The sequence below is a fragment of the Rhodopila sp. genome (genome assembly GCF_965276935.1).
In the GTDB taxonomy this organism is placed as follows: domain Bacteria; phylum Pseudomonadota; class Alphaproteobacteria; order Acetobacterales; family Acetobacteraceae; genus Rhodopila.
The window spans coordinates 1,156,832-1,172,947 of sequence record NZ_CBDIBS010000003.1 but is presented as its reverse complement, the minus strand read 5'-3'; the positions used below and the strand labels follow the sequence as shown (position 1 = coordinate 1,172,947).

General features: G+C 64.6%; 13 protein-coding genes. 5 read left to right on the top strand and 8 right to left on the bottom strand.

Annotation, left to right across the window (positions count from 1 at the left end; all coding sequences use genetic code 11):
* Positions 1-243: 243 nt before the first annotated feature.
* Both ACQY4S_RS13220 and ACQY4S_RS13215 read right to left on the bottom strand, forming a co-directional pair.
* Positions 244-1,101 carry a helix-turn-helix domain-containing protein gene (locus ACQY4S_RS13220; RefSeq protein WP_428485663.1) on the bottom strand — a complete coding sequence of 286 codons (858 nt, stop codon included), beginning with the start codon at positions 1,099-1,101 and terminating at the stop codon, positions 244-246.
* 159 nt (positions 1,102-1,260) lie between these two features.
* A complete protein-coding gene (locus tag ACQY4S_RS13215) occupies positions 1,261-4,050 on the bottom strand; it encodes an ATP-binding protein (RefSeq protein ID WP_428485662.1) in 2,790 nt (929 codons plus the stop codon).
* 236 nt (positions 4,051-4,286) lie between these two features.
* Here ACQY4S_RS13215 and ACQY4S_RS13210 point away from each other — a divergent pair, with 236 nt between their 5' ends.
* From ACQY4S_RS13210 to ACQY4S_RS13200, 3 genes are all read left to right on the top strand, one after another.
* On the top strand, positions 4,287-5,033 hold the full coding sequence (locus tag ACQY4S_RS13210) for an SDR family NAD(P)-dependent oxidoreductase (RefSeq protein ID WP_428485661.1): 747 nt from the start codon (positions 4,287-4,289) through the stop codon (positions 5,031-5,033).
* Between the two features lie 74 nt (positions 5,034-5,107).
* The gene (locus ACQY4S_RS13205; RefSeq protein ID WP_428485660.1) at positions 5,108-5,755 is read left to right on the top strand and encodes a glutathione S-transferase family protein; all 648 of its coding nucleotides are present in this window, start codon (positions 5,108-5,110) and stop codon (positions 5,753-5,755) included.
* 66 nt (positions 5,756-5,821) lie between these two features.
* A complete protein-coding gene (locus ACQY4S_RS13200; protein WP_428485659.1) occupies positions 5,822-6,562 on the top strand; it encodes an SDR family NAD(P)-dependent oxidoreductase in 741 nt (246 codons plus the stop codon).
* A 549-nt stretch (positions 6,563-7,111) separates the two neighbouring features.
* Here ACQY4S_RS13200 and ACQY4S_RS13195 read toward each other — a convergent pair.
* Positions 7,112-8,035, bottom strand: a complete 924-nt coding sequence (locus ACQY4S_RS13195; RefSeq protein ID WP_428486273.1) for an NUDIX hydrolase — start codon at positions 8,033-8,035, stop codon at positions 7,112-7,114.
* A 391-nt stretch (positions 8,036-8,426) separates the two neighbouring features.
* Here ACQY4S_RS13195 and ACQY4S_RS13190 point away from each other — a divergent pair, with 391 nt between their 5' ends.
* Complete coding sequence (locus ACQY4S_RS13190; protein WP_428485658.1) at positions 8,427-8,915, top strand: CinA family protein; 489 nt, start codon at positions 8,427-8,429, stop codon at positions 8,913-8,915.
* Between the two features lie 200 nt (positions 8,916-9,115).
* On the opposite strand, the gene ruvC is transcribed toward ACQY4S_RS13190, so the two are convergent.
* The gene (gene ruvC / locus ACQY4S_RS13185; protein ID WP_428485657.1) at positions 9,116-9,631 is read right to left on the bottom strand and encodes a crossover junction endodeoxyribonuclease RuvC; all 516 of its coding nucleotides are present in this window, start codon (positions 9,629-9,631) and stop codon (positions 9,116-9,118) included.
* Positions 9,632-9,764: 133 nt separating this feature from the next.
* On the bottom strand, positions 9,765-11,507 hold the full coding sequence (locus ACQY4S_RS13180) for an IS1634 family transposase (protein WP_428483124.1): 1,743 nt from the start codon (positions 11,505-11,507) through the stop codon (positions 9,765-9,767).
* 163 nt (positions 11,508-11,670) lie between these two features.
* Between ACQY4S_RS13180 and ACQY4S_RS13175 the strand changes: the two genes are divergently transcribed.
* Complete coding sequence (locus ACQY4S_RS13175; protein WP_428485656.1) at positions 11,671-12,339, top strand: glycosyltransferase; 669 nt, start codon at positions 11,671-11,673, stop codon at positions 12,337-12,339.
* A 55-nt stretch (positions 12,340-12,394) separates the two neighbouring features.
* Here the strand turns inward: ACQY4S_RS13175 and ACQY4S_RS13170 are convergent, their stop codons facing one another.
* The 3 genes from ACQY4S_RS13170 to ACQY4S_RS13160 form a co-directional block, all read right to left on the bottom strand.
* The gene (locus ACQY4S_RS13170) at positions 12,395-13,144 is read right to left on the bottom strand and encodes a YebC/PmpR family DNA-binding transcriptional regulator (RefSeq protein ID WP_428485655.1); all 750 of its coding nucleotides are present in this window, start codon (positions 13,142-13,144) and stop codon (positions 12,395-12,397) included.
* 71 nt (positions 13,145-13,215) lie between these two features.
* Positions 13,216-14,490, bottom strand: coding sequence for a hypothetical protein (locus tag ACQY4S_RS13165; protein ID WP_428485654.1), 1,275 nt, complete (start codon positions 14,488-14,490; stop codon positions 13,216-13,218).
* Positions 14,490-16,112, bottom strand: coding sequence for an MBOAT family O-acyltransferase (locus ACQY4S_RS13160; RefSeq protein ID WP_428485653.1), 1,623 nt, complete (start codon positions 16,110-16,112; stop codon positions 14,490-14,492). The genes ACQY4S_RS13165 and ACQY4S_RS13160 overlap by 1 nt, the downstream gene beginning before the upstream one ends.
* Between the last annotated feature and the right edge of the window lie 4 nt (positions 16,113-16,116).

Sequence of the window (16,116 nt, the reverse complement as noted above, 5' to 3'; positions counted from 1 at the left end):
TCTGTCAGCCCGGGGAACGCCGCGCGCAGGACGGTTGTACTTGTCCCAACGCTGCCCGCCACAGCCGCAGCCCAACCGGTCGAGACTGGCCGATGACAGACAGGCTGCGTTGGCGTGTCAGACGTTGGCAAGCAGACATTCGTCCTTGGAAATTGTCGACGGAAGCCACCTCCGTTGGGCGGCCGACGACGGCGCAATAGCTTGCCCCCGCTCAAAGGCCCTTCGCGGCTGGCAATGTGGGATCTAGTTGCAGTGCCGCCGACGCCACCGACCTGGGCTCTGCCCTTCGGATCGCACGAAGACGCGGGTGAAGTGGCTCTGGTCCGCGAAGCCGCAAGCCAGCGCAATTTGGCATAGCTCTTCACCGCCGAGCAGCAACGCCTTCGCACGCCCGATCCGCCGATTGACCAGCCATCTGTGGGGCGAAGTGCCGGTCGATGTGGAAAAAGCCCGGGCAAAATGACTTGGCGACAGACGGCATTCCCCGGCCAAATCGGCAACCGAGGGATCGGCGTCGAGATTGGCGTCAGCGTACGCGCGAACGCGCCGAAACTGCCACGGCGCTAGGCCGGCGCCGACGTAGCGTCCACTTGCCAGCCCACCGCCATAGCTGCGCATGAAATGAGCGTGGAATGCGAGTGCAACGGAGTCGAGGAACCCGGTCGCTTCTGCGTGCGGCGCCTCAAGGGCAGGCAGAAGCGACAGCGCCAATCCCTGCATCACCGGATCGCGGACTTGCCGCGGCGGTGTGCGCAGGCCCCGGACGCGAGGCAAGCCCTGATCGTCAGCCAGCCGATCGAGCGTCACGGCGGGGAGATAAAACCGCACGAAATCATAAGGTCCGGCAAAACTGGCAACGGGACTTGCTGCCAGATCAAACACGAAGGTATCGCCGGGATACGCCGGCGGCAGCGCATCGTGCGTCCCGTCGATCCAGATTTCACCCGCGGCCACCGGCGCGAGTGCCACCAGAAGCTCGAAGGCCGCATCCGGCGGTGCGGCCTTCGCCCGCTCGCCGGCTATCGCGGTGGCGCGCAGCCTGGTGAAAGCGATCGGCCGGGGCAATCGCCGCTGCGCCAGCAGCGTTGGAGCCTGCGTCAAGCCGAACTTCCTGGCGACGTCTTCTTCGATCTGGATTGCCCGCACTGTTACCTCCCGATGCCGGTACGAGTGCGATGCTCGCAGACCGACGGGCCCCGGTCGCGTGAGCGATTGTGATATCTTATGAGACCACCATGCTCGCCAGATCCGGGCAGCCGATCAGGACCAGTCAGCGATAAGCCGCCGAGCGCCGACGACATCGCCGGTATTAAATCCCTCGGTGAAGCGATCATGTGTTGCCGCCAGCAGGTCGCGGGCCTGGATCACGCGCCCGCGTCGGTGCCATAGCCGGGCCAGGCTCGTCGCCGCGCGCAACTCCCACGACAGGGCCGATTGCTGCCGCGCCAAGTCGAGGGAGCGAAGCAGCGTCGCTTCGGCCGCCGCCGAGGCATCCGACGCACCATGCCAGAGCAGAAGTTCGGCGTTGACGCGCAGCACTTCGGGCAAGCACCACAGGGCTTCGCCCACGTCATCGTCGGGCTGCGGCATCGCGCTCGTTGCAGCCGATGCCAGCGCGAATAGCTGTTGCGCCGTATTCAGGTCGACCCTCGGCTCAAGCGACGCCGCGATCAGCGTGCTGCTCTCACCGCTTTGCCGCAGTCGCAGAATGAACGCCCAGCAGCGCCTCCATCGGTCCGCCGCGGCCCGGTTCACGGTCACGTCCAGGTAATGCTGTGCCTGCGCCAGATCGCCGACCCACAGCGCAAGCGGCAGGCCCGCAAAGCACAGGACATAGTACATCGAATACCAGTGGTCGGACCGCTGCGCCGCGTCGATCGCCTCGTGAAGCATGGCTGCCGCCTGATCGGGCAAGCCTTGCACCCAAAGGATGCGCGTCAGCATCGTCGTGCCCGCGATCTCCGGACTAAGCTGGAATTCGCTGTTCAGCACATTACTTGTGCGGCGCGCGACATGCAGCACCTGTTCGGAGAGGTTCCGGGCCGTCTGCTGGTGGCCGAGATAATGATGTGTCAGCCCCAGGATCCGGCCACCCAGCAGCATGGCGGCCTCATCTCCCGACGCCCGTGCGACGGTCTCATATGTTTCCGCGAACGTCAGCGCCTCCTGGTAGAGGCCGCGCGCGCGCCGGGAAGCCCATAACCCCCAGAGCGCCTGCAACCGCACCTGCACGTCGCCAACTTGATCGGCGAGCATCAAGGCTCGTCGGAAGGCGCGCTCCAGCCGGTCCGCCTCGCTCGCCGAATACCACAGGGCGTGACCCAGCGCGGCCAGCAGCCGCATCTCCATTACGGCGTCCGAGTACGGTGCGTCGGACAGAAACCGAAGAGCGAATTCGATGCGGTCCCGGCACTCCAGGGTCAACGACAACTGAAACCAAAGCCGAGCGGAAGCGATCATGAGAAGCAGCCCGATCGATGAGTCGCCTGCGTCGGAAAAACACCAGTCCAGCGCTGCCCGGATGTCATCGATCCGTCCGGCATAGAACCGCAGCCACGCCTTCCCGGCATGCGATTCCCAATTGGCGGGCGCGGCCTCGATCAGCTTCAAGTGGTGCTCGGCGTGCCGCCGCGCGGCCTCCGGCCTGCCACGGCCGGAAGCGAGCTTCTCGTTCGCGTAGATGCGCGTTGCCTCCAGCAGCCGATACTGCACGACCTCGCCCGCACTGTCTGCGGTCAGCATCGACTTGGCGACCAGGTTCGCCATCGCGTCCACGGCGCTCTCGAACGTGATCGTCGGTCCCCGCACGATCGCAAGGGCTGATTCCAGCGTGAACGTTGTCCGGAATATCGCGATGCCCTGCAATACCGCCTGTTCGGTCGGCGCCAGCAGGTGGTAGCTCCAGTCCAATGCCGCACGCAGCGTCTGATGGCGCGGCAACGCGAAGCGGCGCCCTTGCGTCAATACGGCGAACATGTCGTTCAGGCCACGCGCGAGACCAGGAAGGCCAAAGAATTCCACACGGGCCGCCGCCAGTTCGATGGCGAGCGGAATACCATCCAGCCGTCGGCAGATTTCGCCCGCAATTGGCGCCAGGGCATCGTCGAGTGCGAAGCCGCCAAAGCCGGCGGTCGTGCGATCGACAAACAGTTGCACGGCGGCATAGCTCAGCGCGTCCTCGGCCGACAGGTCGTCCTTCACCGGCGGGCATTCCAGCGGCATCAGCCGATGCACGTGCTCGCCTTGTATCCGCAGCGTCTCGCGGCTCGTGACCAGCACGTGCGTCGCGACGGTATTCCGAACGATACGGTCGGTCAGGGCCGCCACCGCTTCGATGACCTGCTCGCAATTGTCGAGCACAATCAGCAGCCGCCGGTCGCCCAGGTACTCGACAAGGGCGTCCATCGGCTCCTCGGCGCGCTGTACTCGTCCCAGCACCGATGCCACGGCGCCCACCACCAGCACGGGATCCTCGATCGGCGCCAGATCGACGAAGAACACCACATTGCCGAAGCTCGGGCGCAACGTTTCGGCTGTTGCGATCGCCAGCGTCGTCTTGCCGATGCCGCCCGGACCGGCAATGGTGACTAGGCGCCTGCGCAACAGTTCGCGCGATATGGTTTCAATAGTGCTCGTCCGGCCGACAATCACGCTTGTCCGCGTTGGCAGGTTGAGCCTGGCACCGAACAACGCTGGGCTCAACCCGGATGCATTTGCCCGATCCAGTCGCTCGACGCGTGCGGTGAAGCAATAGCCGCGGCCGAACACGTTCGTCACGTGACCTGCGTCCGGCCGGCTGTCGCCAAGCGCCCTGCGGAGATTTTTGACGTGAAAGCGCAAACTGCTTTCGTCAACTGTTACATCGCGCCAGACACTCTCGAGAATATCCCTGTTCGAGACGACCTCACCGGCGCGCTCGACGAGAACGATCAGAAGATCGAGCGCGCGTCCGCCGAGGCGCACGGGCTTGCCGTCGTTCTCCAGGCGGCGTTCCGCGGCGAACAGGCGGAACGGGCCGAATGCGAATGTCGAGGACCCGCCATCGAGCATCCTGAGCCTTTCGCTGGCAAACCGCACGCGGGAACCAACCGCCCGCGGCTTCAGCTTATTGGTATGCCAAGTTTATCCCGGCGCGCCTGGGCGCGACGCCGTACTCAACCAATGCGCCCGATAGTTGGAAAATGCAAAATTGCAGCGGAATGCATCAATCTCCTGCCTGCTCCATCCGGCATGGATTGGCACACGCGACGACGCCAAGCCGCCGCGCGAATGGATGGAGATTTCGCATGGAAACCCAGGTTGTATTGATCACCGGCGCCTTGACAGGCATCGGCCGCGCGGCCGCGATAGCCTTCGCCAAGAGGGGTGCCCGCGTCGCGGTGTCCGGCCGCCGGGACAGGGAAGGAAAAGCCCTCGAAGCAGAGCTGCTGGGCCTCGGTGCGGACGCGTTCTTCGCCAGAGCGGATGTGCGCCACGACGAAGACGTTGCCGCGTTGCTGGAGGCGACCCTCACCCGTTTTGGGCAGGTCGACGCTGCGGTCAACAATGCTGGCACGGAGGGTCAGCCCGGACCGGTCGCCGAACAGACGGCGGAGAGTTATGCCGCCACATTCGAAACGAACGTCCTCGGCACGCTGCTTTGCATGAAGCACGAATTGCGCGTCATGCAGGCGCAGGGCCACGGCAGCATCATCAACATCTCCTCCACCTATGGTCATCGTGGAGCAGCCGGCGCTTCCATTTATGCGGCCAGCAAACATGCCGTCGAAGGCCTCACCAAGTCCGCGGCCTTGGAAGCCGCCGCTTCCGGCGTCCGGGTCAACGCCGTGGCGCCGGGCCCGACCGATACCGGCATGCTCGACCGCTTCACGGGCGACCCGCAAAGGAAAGCGGCCATGGCATCGGCCGTCCCGCTGGGACGCGCCGGCAGGCCCGACGAGATCGCCCAGGCGATCGTTTTCCTGGCTTCGCAGGCCGCTTCATTCGTCACGGGACAGATCGTCTCTGTCGATGGCGGCAAGTCCGCCGCCTGATCGATCAGGGCAATTGTTTTCCAGCATCGCTGGGGCGCAACCGCGCAACGGCGGCAAATCGGGTGAGAAACATCATGTTTTCCAAAGCCATCAAACTGTATCACGCTACGGGCTCACCCAATTCCAGGCGAGTGCGCATCTTCCTCGCCGAAAAGGCACAGAATGTCACTCTTGTGCCGATCGACCTCGGACAAGGGGAGCAACATTCGGTTGCTTACCGCGCCATCAATCCGCGTCGCGTCGTGCCGACGCTGGTGCTGACCAACGGTGTGGCGATCGGTGAGGTTCCGGCCATTTTTCGTTACTGCGAGGCAGCGTATCCGGCTCCGCCGCTGCTCGGCACCGGGCCGGTCGGCGAAGCGCTGGTCGTCATGTGGGAACGGCGCGTGGAGCTGGAAGGCTTCGCCGCCGTCATGGAGGGGGTTCGCAACGCCGCCGCGAGACTAAAGGGCCGGGCGATCGCGGGGGCGCACGACTACGAGCAAATTCCCGCCCTGGCCGACCGCAGCAGGCGGCGGGTTGCGAATTTCTACGCCGATTTCGACCAGCGGCTGACACAAGCGTCCTTTGTCGCCGATGACGCGTTTTCGGCTGCCGACATCACCATGCTCGTCACCGTCGACTTCGCGACGCGGGCGTTCGACATGCCCATCCCGCCAGCCTGCGCCGCCCTAAGGCGCTGGTACGACACGGTCGCAGCGAGACCGAGCACAACAGCCTAGCGGTTCATCCGCTTGCAATCCCGACGTCCATCAAATGCCCAATATTGGGCTTGAGGAGAATGTATCATGGCAAACCTTGCCAACAAAACCGCCTTTGTGACCGGCGGATCCCGCGGCATCGGTGCTGGAATTGCCAAGCGATTGGCCGCCGAAGGCGCGAGCGTGGCCGTCACTTACACAAAGGGCGCCGACGCCGCCCTCTCGGTCGTTTACGAGATTGAGCGCTCCGGCGGAAGGGCCATGGCGATTCAGGCCGACGCGACCGATGCCAAGGCCGTTACGACCGCGGTCGACAAGACCGTCGCGACCTATGGACGACTGGATGTGTTTGTAAACAATGCTGGGACTGCCATTCCGAAGCCATTCCTGGAGACGACGCTAGAGGAACTGGATCGTGTGATTGACCTCAACTTCCGTGGTGCATTGATAGCGACGCAGGCGGCGCTGCGGCACCTGCGAGACGGAGGTCGCATCATCCTGATCGGCTCGTGTGTGGGCGAGCGTATGATGACGCCTGGCTTGGTTGCTTACGCGGCCACGAAAGGCGCCATAAAGATGTTCGCGCAAGGCTTGTCTCGAGAGGTTGGGGGCCGGGGCATCACGGTCAACAATATTCAGCCGGGACCCATCGACACGGACTTAAACCCCGCCGCGGGCGATTGGGCGACGCCGCAGACGGTCCTCACGGCGCTCAACCGTTATGGTCACGTCGAAGACATCGCCGCGATGGTAGCCTTCGTCGCGGGCCCGGAAGCGGCCTACATAACGGGCGCAAGCCTAACTGTTGACGGTGGCACGAACGCATGACGCGAGCCGAACAGGCAGGGCGCGGCATGCCCGTTCATGGATACCAGTCCGCGCTCATGCGTTGACTTTAGGGCGTCGGTTGACGCGATTGGAGCATTAATGGGCCCAGATCGGACCTCTGGGCCGCCTGCCTTTATAGCCGCTTTCCACCAATAGCGGCCGGGAAGCCGGCGAACGCAACGTCCGCTTCGGATGCGCAGAGACAATCGGCTGGACGACCGACTTGTGCGCAAACTAGCCGTTGCGGGCGCGAGTGTCCTACGTTCGGTCTCCGCCAAAGCGGTCTCTCTAGGGACGACGAGCCGGGTTCAAAACCAGGCAGGTGAGGCGTCGATAAATCGCGACCGCGCAAGCAATCGAAAAAATCTGGCATCGAGCTACCACCCGCTACCCTGCCCTGCGACATTGACACCACCGGCGTGATGCCTTGCCTGTTCAACACGCGTCAGGCCGTTGGTTTCGTGCTGATTCCATGCCCGCCCACCAACCTAGTGCATACCTACAGCTCTTCAGGTCGCTGATATGATTCACAACCTGCGAACCCGCCCCTTAAACCGCTCGCACCAGCGGCAGCTTGGTCCCCGCCACCAGCCGTTCGGCCAGCACCTCGCCGCGAAACCGAAACAACTTGGCCGGGCGGCCGCCGGTGTCGGTGGTGACATCACCAGTTTCCTCGACCAGATCCTGCTGGTCGATCAGCCGGCGGAAATTCTGCTTGTGCAGCAGCCGGCCGGCCAGGGCCTCGACCGTTCGTTGCAACTGCAACAGCGTGAACGACGGCGGCATCAGCTCAAAAACCACAGGCCGGTACTTGATCTTGGCGCGAAGCCGAGCGATGCCGGTGGCCAGGATGCGGCGGTGGTCGTGCTGCATTGCCGCGCCGAGGGCCTCGGTCAGGATGTCCGACAGCCCGCACATTCCGGCGCGGGCCTCCGCCACCAGGCCGGCCTCCCACAGCAGTTCATAGCGTTGCAGCACCAGATCCTCGTTCCATTTCTGGCCGCGCAGACCGAAATTGATCGCGATGCGCCGCTGCCGGTCACGCGTGATGCCCGCATCATTCGGTTTCTCGCACCAGTCGAGCAGCGCCGGCTCCAGCAGGGATTCGCTCAGCGCGGCGCCGGGGCCGCGGAAATCCTCCCACGGGAAGTAGCGGTACCAGGGTGCCCACGCCGCGTCCCAGCCCTTGGCCGCCGGCGCTTCCCTAGTCAGTCCCAGATAGCTCACGGACACCGCTCGGCCTTGCGCCTCTTTCTTCCGGTCGAGGTCGGCGAAGGTGTAAAGCTGCTCGACATAACCGAGAGGATGATGCGTCTGGGTTTCCACCCACGATCGCAGGCCGGCCTGCAAGGACCGATGCCCCGGCTCGAACGGCCCCGATGGCAGTGCCTGCCCCTTTTCGATGGTCAGCACGCGCGGCTGCCCTTCGGTCACCGCGACGATGACCGCGGTCAGCTCCGCGGCGACCGCCATGCTGTCGAGGTTACCGAGCGTCCGAGCCATGACGGCGGTCTCGCGCGGCGACGGCCGGTTCGGTTTCATTGAAGTCACCGCCGCGGCCGCCTCTCATCCGCCTTTGCGGCCAGCGTCCTTGACCGCCAGGCTCACACCTAGAACCATTGCTCCGGTCGCCATGCTGATAATGGCGGTCCCGATCATCATGCCAGCCAGCCATGAACCGCCTGGGCCCGGTTTCCGACCACTGGTCGTATTCTTCGATCGCCGCATCCAAAAACATCCCTTCGTGACCTGTCAGATCGTCATCCGACCGACAATAGCAAGACAACGCATGCGGAGGCACCCGAATTGGACACCCGTTCAGCGGCGGGCAACACTCACGGCATAACAGGAAAGGAAGACCCTGATGGATATCTTGCTGCCACTGGCTGAGAAGATCGGTGCGCGCCTGAAGCAACGTGGCGAGACGATCGCCATCGCCGAATCGTCCACCGGCGGCCTGATCTCCGCCGCGCTGCTGTCGGTCGGCGGCGCCTCCGCCTATTTCCGCGGCGGTAGCGTGATCTATACCGCCTATGCGCGGAAAGGCTTCCTTGATATTGGCAATCCGCTGCCGGCGCCGGTCGAACGGGCCTCCACCGAACCCTACGCCATGCTGCTCGCCAAGACCGTGCGCGATCGGCTGGAGGCGACTTGGGGCCTGGGCGAAACCGGCGCCACCGGCCCAACGGGCAATCGCTACGGTGATCTGGCCGGACACACCTGCATCGCCGTCACCGGCGCCGGCTTCTCGGAAGCCATCACGTTGGAAACCGGTAGCGCCGACCGCATCGCCAACATGCGCGCCTTCGGCGTTCGCGCACTGGAACTGCTGGCCGAGGCGTTGGGGGACTGAGGCGAGGGAAGCAAGACCAGGGCGCTGCCCTGGACCCGCAAAGGGGCAGATGCCCCTTTGAGCCCCGTCCAGGGGTTTGCGGGAGAGGGGGCGACGCAGGCGTTGCAACCGTCTCGGCCGCCCCCTCTCCCGCAAATCCCTAAATGGGTTCCAAGGGCATCAGCCCTTGGCGGGGTCGAGGGGTGGAGCCCTCGCCTTGCTTATCTCGCCGCAGCTTCCAACGCCCCAGCCGACCAGGCCAGCCGCGAGGACCGATGGTGGGCATGGCAGATGGCGACGGCAAGGGCGTCGGCGGCGTCGGCGCGGCGGATCGTAGCGCTGGGCAGCAGGCGGCGCACCATCATCTCAACCTGGTCCTTGTCGGCGCCGCCGGTGCCGACGACGGCCATCTTGACGGTCTTGGCAGCGTATTCCGCCACCGCGATGCCGGCCAGGGCCGGTGCCAGCAGCGCGATGCCGCGGGCGTAGCCCAGTTTCAAGGTCGCGGTGCCGTTGCGGTTGACATAGGTCTCCTCGACCGCCGCCTCGGCTGGATGATGCAGCGCCAGCAGATCGGCCAGGGCGTCGTGCAGGGTTTTCAGCCGAACAGGAACGGCGTGCGCGCTGTCGGTGGCGATGACGCCGTCGGCAATGTAGCGCAAGCGGCTGCCGTCACTCTCGATGATGCCCCAGCCGGTAAAGCGCAATCCGGGATCGATGCCAAGCAACCTGACCATGCGCGAATCGTGCTCCCCGATTTGGAAACCGTATGGTTATACGGGTGTCGGTGCGGGCGCCATGTTAAACTGAACTTTACCGTCTTTTCGACGTAAGTCATTGATCCGACTCCGGACCCCACCTGCTTGCTGTCTACGCTGCCGTCAATTCGACCCCCAACAGACTGAGTGCGCGGCGCTGTATCGGCGTTGCGGTGGTCTGAACGGTAAGCATCTTCTGCCCTGCGAAGCAGACGGTGTTTCGGGCCAATGTTGCCAGATCGCCCAGCAGGGTGCGGAAGCTGTGCACCGGCTGGAGCTCGCCGCTAGCGTCCACCACGCGCTGCGTCGAGGCCTTGCGATAAGCCGCCTTGGAGACCTTGGCCTTGGCCACTGGCGACGTCCGCTCTGCTTCGGCCGACGCGCGGTCATGATCGTCGAACAACATCGGCGCCAGCGGCTGGCGCATATGCCACTCCAGGTAATACGCCAGCATGCACAGCAGGACATGCGCGCGTACCCGCGGCGCGGTCCAATGGAACACCGGCCGCAGGTCCAGATCGACGCTCTTGAGGCAGCGGAACGCGCGCTCTACCTGGGCCAAGGCTTTGTAGGCCCGCACGGTCCCGGCGGTATCGATCTGCTTGGCGGGGAGGTTGGTGCGCAGCACGTAAAAGCCATCGAACCTGGCTTCATCGGCGATCGCTTCGGCCTTGCGCGTGAAGTCAAATGCGGCGTCGGTGATGGTCAACGCGAAATGCTTGGCCATCTTGCGTTTGCCCAGGAGAGCGCCGACCGCGCGGCCGATGTCCCCAGCCCCGCGCAGAGGGTTCTTCGCGCGCGTCACCCGGGCCTGGATCTTGCTCAGGTCGGCCTCGGTCAGCGCCAGTAACGCGTCACGCTTGCGTTGGCGTTCCGCCGCCAGCAGCGGGTTCTGGCACACCACCAGCCGTTCGTCGGGATAATCCGGGCTGCTGATCTCAGCCATATCGCGGGTGTCGAACAGGGAGAATTGCAGCTGTCCGCCTTCCGCCAGTTGCCGGATCGCCGGGGCACGCAGCGCGGTGATCCAGTCTAGGCCGGCGGGGCGGAGGGCTTGTTCGATCCGTGCGGCGGTGAGCATGCCGCGGTCGCCGACCATCACCACGTGGCGCAGCCGCAAGCGCTGCTTCAGCTTGCTGATCTGCGCCGCGACGGTGGCCGGGTCGGCGGTGTTTCCCTCGAACACCTCGACCGCCACGGGGCAACCATCCGCGGCACACAGCAGGCCGATCACCAGTTGCGGCCGATCGCCACGGCTGTCGCGGCTGTAACCGTGGTGGGCCAGCGGACAGCAGCGGCCCTCGAGGTAGGTGGAGGTGACGTCGTAGAGCACCAGCGCGCCGTTCTTCAGATGGCGGCGGGCGAGTTGGTTTTCGATGAAGGCCTGCTCGCTGCCGAGCCAGTCGAGGGTGGTGTAGATTTCGCCGGCGGTAACGCAGCCAAGGCCGAGGCTTTCACCCAGCGAGTGGCTGGCGGTGGCGCTGTCGAGCATGCGCGCTGTCGCCAGCTTCGCCGCCGGGTCGAGCAGTCTGGCGACGATCAGCGCCAGCGCCAGGTCACGGCGGCGCGGCGGGGCGCGGCGCGGCAGCAGATCGTCGAGGCCGATGCGCCGTGCCACGCTCAGCGCCGCAAGCACGTGGCCATGCGGCAGCGAGCGGCGGATCTCGAAGCCGTTGTCACCAACCGGGGCGAGCGGGTCGCCACGCAGGGCAGCACGCAGAGTCTCGATGCGCTCGACCGGCAGCTTGGAGAGGTTGGCCAGCGTGCGGTTCTTGACCTTGCCGTCCTCGCGATAGGTTTGGCGCAGGAGGAAGGACGGTTTGGCGTTACGGTTTGGGACCTTGGCGATGTGCATGAGGCATGGAATCAAACCGGTTCGGCCTGTGTCAAGGAGAAATTCGCCAAATGCTTGACTACGTTCGTGGCACGTTTCCTTGGTAATCAACCGGATGGCTCAAAAACACAGCAAAGTTCGGGCTAAGCTGGCGCCGCCATAACGGAATCACGCGCTGTCAGCGATGAAGATCTGCGTCGTTACGCCATACTTTCAAACTGAACCGGCATGGCTGCAGCAGGCGCATGACAGCGTCAAGGCGCAGTCGATCCCGGCGCATCACATCCTGGTCTGCGACGGTTCGGCACCAGCACAGATCCAGGCGTTCCAGGGCTCGCACATCGTGCTTCCACGCAACTATCGGGACTACGGCAACACGCCCCGGCTGATCGGCTGCCACCACGCGATCGCCGCACAGGCCGACGCGATCGCCTTCCTGGATGCCGACAACTGGTTCGACAAGGACCACCTGGAAGGCCTGATGGCCTTTGCCCAGGCGAACAGGCTGGATGCCTGCTCATCGGCACGGATGCTGCATCGCCTCGACGGTTCCCGCATGGCGAAGTGCCCCCAGGTGAACGCTCGGCCGTACATCGACACAAGCTGCCTGCTGGTGATGAGGTCCGCTTTCCAGCACATGATCGCCTGGGTGCTGTTCCCGCCGGCCGTCGCGGCCGAGGCGGACAACCATGTGTGGAACCACATGAAAACGAGCGGCGCGCGGCTGGGCTTCCTGGACAAGCCGACCATGGCCTATCGGACACGGCATGCGGTGCATTACCAGATCGCCAATGAGGCGCCCCCGCGTGAGGCTGTCGTCCGGGTCGATCTCAGCGGCGACAACTATCACTGAAAAACGACATAGGGAGCAACCGCATCAACCAGACCGTTACTTCAGTAAACTGTCATTACGCCGATAATGCCTGCACCACCGCGTCCGGAATGTCGAAGTTGGCGTAAACGTTCTGCACGTCGTCGCTGTCTTCCAGCGCGTCCAGCAGCTTGAGCAGGCTGGCCGCGCGGTCCTCATCCAGCGTCACCAGCATGGTCGGGCGCCAGTCCAACCGAGCGGTTTCCGGCTCGCCAAAGCGGCTTTCCAGGCTGTCGCGGACGGCGAAGAAATCCTCGACGGCACAGGTGACCTCGTGCCAGTCGGTATCGCTTTCGACATTGTCGGCACCGGCCTCGATCGCCGCTTCCAGGATGGCGTCGGCTGATCCGGCCGCCGCCGGGTAGCGGATTACGCCCAACCGGTTAAACAGAAAGCTGACGGAGTTGGTCTCCCCCAACGCGCCGCCATACTTCGAGAAAGCGGTGCGCACGTCGGAGGCGGTGCGGTTGCGGTTGTCCGTCAGCGCCTCGATGATCACCGCGACGCCGGCCGGGCCGTAGCCTTCGTAGCGGACCTCGGCGTAGTCATCCCCGCCGCCGGCGCCGGTGGCTTTCTTGATCGCCCGGTCGACGGTGTCCTTCGGCATGTTGGCCTGGCGCGCGGCGATCACCGCGGCGCGCAGGCGGGGGTTGAACGCCGGATCAGGCAGGCCCTGCCTCGCCGACACGGTGATCTCGCGAATGATCTTGGCGAACTGGCGCGCACGGCGGGCGTCCTGCGCGCCCTTGCGGTGCATGATGTTCTTGAACTGGGAATGGCCGGCCATGGTCAGCGATCAGCTTTCGTCTGGTGTGTCGCCGCAGGATACACCGAGAACGCGTCACACGGAACGCGCGGTCAGCTCGGCTGTTTCGCGATCTGCTCAACGCGCGCGCAGCCGTTATTGATCGGCTTGTCGAGACTGGTCAGGAATGCGGCGTCGCCACCGCACACCAATGCCTGACGCTGCGCACGCACCGCGTCGTTGCGCGCGGCAACGGTTTCAGGTGTCAGCACCGCACCGAAGTCCGGGGCGCCGGCGCCGATGACGCGTCCGATCATGATCCTGCCAAGCTGCTTCTTGAAGTGAGTCGGCTCCCAGAACCAGCGCATCGGCGTTCGACGGTCGCCCTGTGGTGGCACGGCTTCCGTGCTGAAGCGGCTGTAGTCCATGAAGTCCCACAGAACGACATTCCTGCCCTTGCTAGCGGCCAGTGCGGCAAGCTCGGTCTTGAGCTGCTCCACCCGCGGCCAAAGACCGTTGCGCCAGTAGAGTTCCAGGGCGTCGGCATGGTGTGGGGTGATCACCAGGGTCAGCTTCACGTCATGGGTCTGGGCGAGGGCCATCATATCGACGACGATACCGAGATTGGGCAGCGGCCCGTGCCATCTGGCCATGACCTGCGCCAGACCACGCGCGCGGGCAGCCTCGAACGCGTCCTTCTGCGCGAACAGGTCATGCATGCCGTCATTGCGGGCGGCGTTGATGAAGTCCGCCTCGGTGGAGGAGCCATCCGGCGCCAGGTTCAGCAGGGTGGGATTGCGCTGGCTGATCACCGTGGTGACGCTGTCGGTCAACGCGCCCATCGTCGCCAGCGACAGGAACATGTCGTCGGCGACCTGTGCCTCGCGGTTCGGGTTGCGGGCGTCGTTTGCCAACCAGTGGAACCGTCGGTCGTCCTCGCCTTGCGAAGTCGCCGGTTGTTGCGGGGCCGGCTGTTCCGGAACGAAGAAGTTCTGGAAATCCAGGAACACGATGGCATTTCTGACACCGCCCAACGCGATCGCCTCGCGCAGCGTGCTCAGGCTGGTGGAGGTGGCATAGCCGCCTGGGATGCCATAGTTGTAAACCGGTCGCATCGCCAGCGGCCAGGCAGGATCGGCGGCGTCGATGCCGATATGGGTGGATGAGGATCCGATCAGCACCGTCACCGGATGGACGCGTGCGATCTGATAAGTCTTCGCCAGCATTGAGTGATTCTTCGCGGCCGGCTTGTAGGCGCTGATGCCGGCAATGCGCGGCGTGCCGAAGACCTCATAGGGGTCGACCAGCAAGTTTATGCCGATGACGAGGGCCGCGAGACCCAGCAGGCTTGCCAGCCATATCCGGATGAAACGTGCGGGACCTGCCATCAGAACTGCCAGTACAGGAATTCGCTCAGTTCACCCAGTGACAGGATGCCCGCCAGGGCGACGCAGGCGAGGCCAACGGCCCAGGGAGCACTGGGTGTCCAGGTCAGTGAACGGACCAGCAGCGGCGATGCCTTTGCCGGTTTGACCCCGAGCGCCGGCTCGTACGGCGCCAGGATCTCCAAGGTATTCGGCAGCGCCAGGGCAATGAACAGAAGCACGCCGATGCGCAAGGTTGCTTCCACCAGCAGCGACCCGCTGGTCCAGGCCGGGTGAAAGCCGATCGTCGTCAGCAATCCCACCAGGGAGCCAAGGCGGGCGAAAACCGCCTGTGGCAGCGTCGCGCCATAGGCCCCGGCCATGCCCTTCCACAGCATTACTGCCGAACCGATGGTTGGCGCGCGGAACAGCACCATGGCGAAGACCACCGACAGGAATGTCAGCGCGAAGCCGACCGGCGCCATCCGGCGGTTATAGCTGTTGGTATCACGCCAGATCCGCGGGCGGATCAGCCGCCAGGCGTGATTGATGCACAGCAGCACGCCGTGCAGCAGGCCCCAGAGGACGTAGGTATAGCCGGCGCCGTGCCACAGGCCGGAGATCAGCATCGTCAGGATCGTCGGCATCGCCAGCAGGGTCAGGAACGCCGGGATGTTGGTGTTCCGGCCGCCAAAGATGGCCTTGCCCCGGGCCATGCGCCGGCGGGTCAGCGCCAGGGTCATCGGATTGTAGATATACGCCGTCAGGAAGCGGGTCAGGCTGACATGCCAGCGCAGCCAGAAATCGACGATGCTGCGCGCCTTCAGCGGCGAGTTGAAGTTCATCGGCAGCTTGATCCCGAAGAACCGCGCCAGCCCCAGGGCCATGTCGGTGTAGCCGGAGAAATCGAAGTAGATCTGCAAGGTAAAACCGAGCGCGGCGATCCAGGCCTCGGTGGCGGATTGCGGGATGCCGGCGGCGGCCTGGCCGTACAGCGGCGCCACCATGCGGCTGAGCGGGTCCGCCAGGATCAGCTTCTTCGCCAGGCCGAAGAAGAACAGCGTCAGCCCGACCGCCACATTGGTCGCGTCGAACCGGCACGGCGCGGCGCGGAACTGCGGCATCATCTCCCGGTAGTGCACGATCGGTCCGGCGATAAGCTGCGGGAAGAACAGCACGAACAGCCCGTAGTCGCGCAAGCTGAACCGGCTGACGCGGCCGGCCTGGACATCGACCAGAAAGGCGATCTTCTGGAAGGTGATGAACGAGATGCCCAGCGGCAGGATCAACTGCGTCAGCAGGAAGCCGCTGCCGAAGGCGTCGTTCAACGTTCCTTCCAGGAAGTTCAGATATTTGAAGTAGCCCAGGAAACAGATGTTGAAGACGATCCCGGTGGTGAGGATCATCTTCGCCAGCGCCGGTTTGGCCTCGTTGGTCCGCTCCAGCGCCCTTGCCAGGGCGTAGTTGATCAGGATCGACGGTGCGATCAGCAGGACGTTGACTGGACGCCACCACGCGTAGAACAGCAGGGAAGCCGCGGTCAGCCACAGTAGCGCAAGTTCTCGGCTGCGGCGGCCAAGCAGGTAGAAGCCTGCCAGGACGATTGGCAGGAAGCCGAAGACAAACGGGTAGGAGTTGAACAGCATGGCG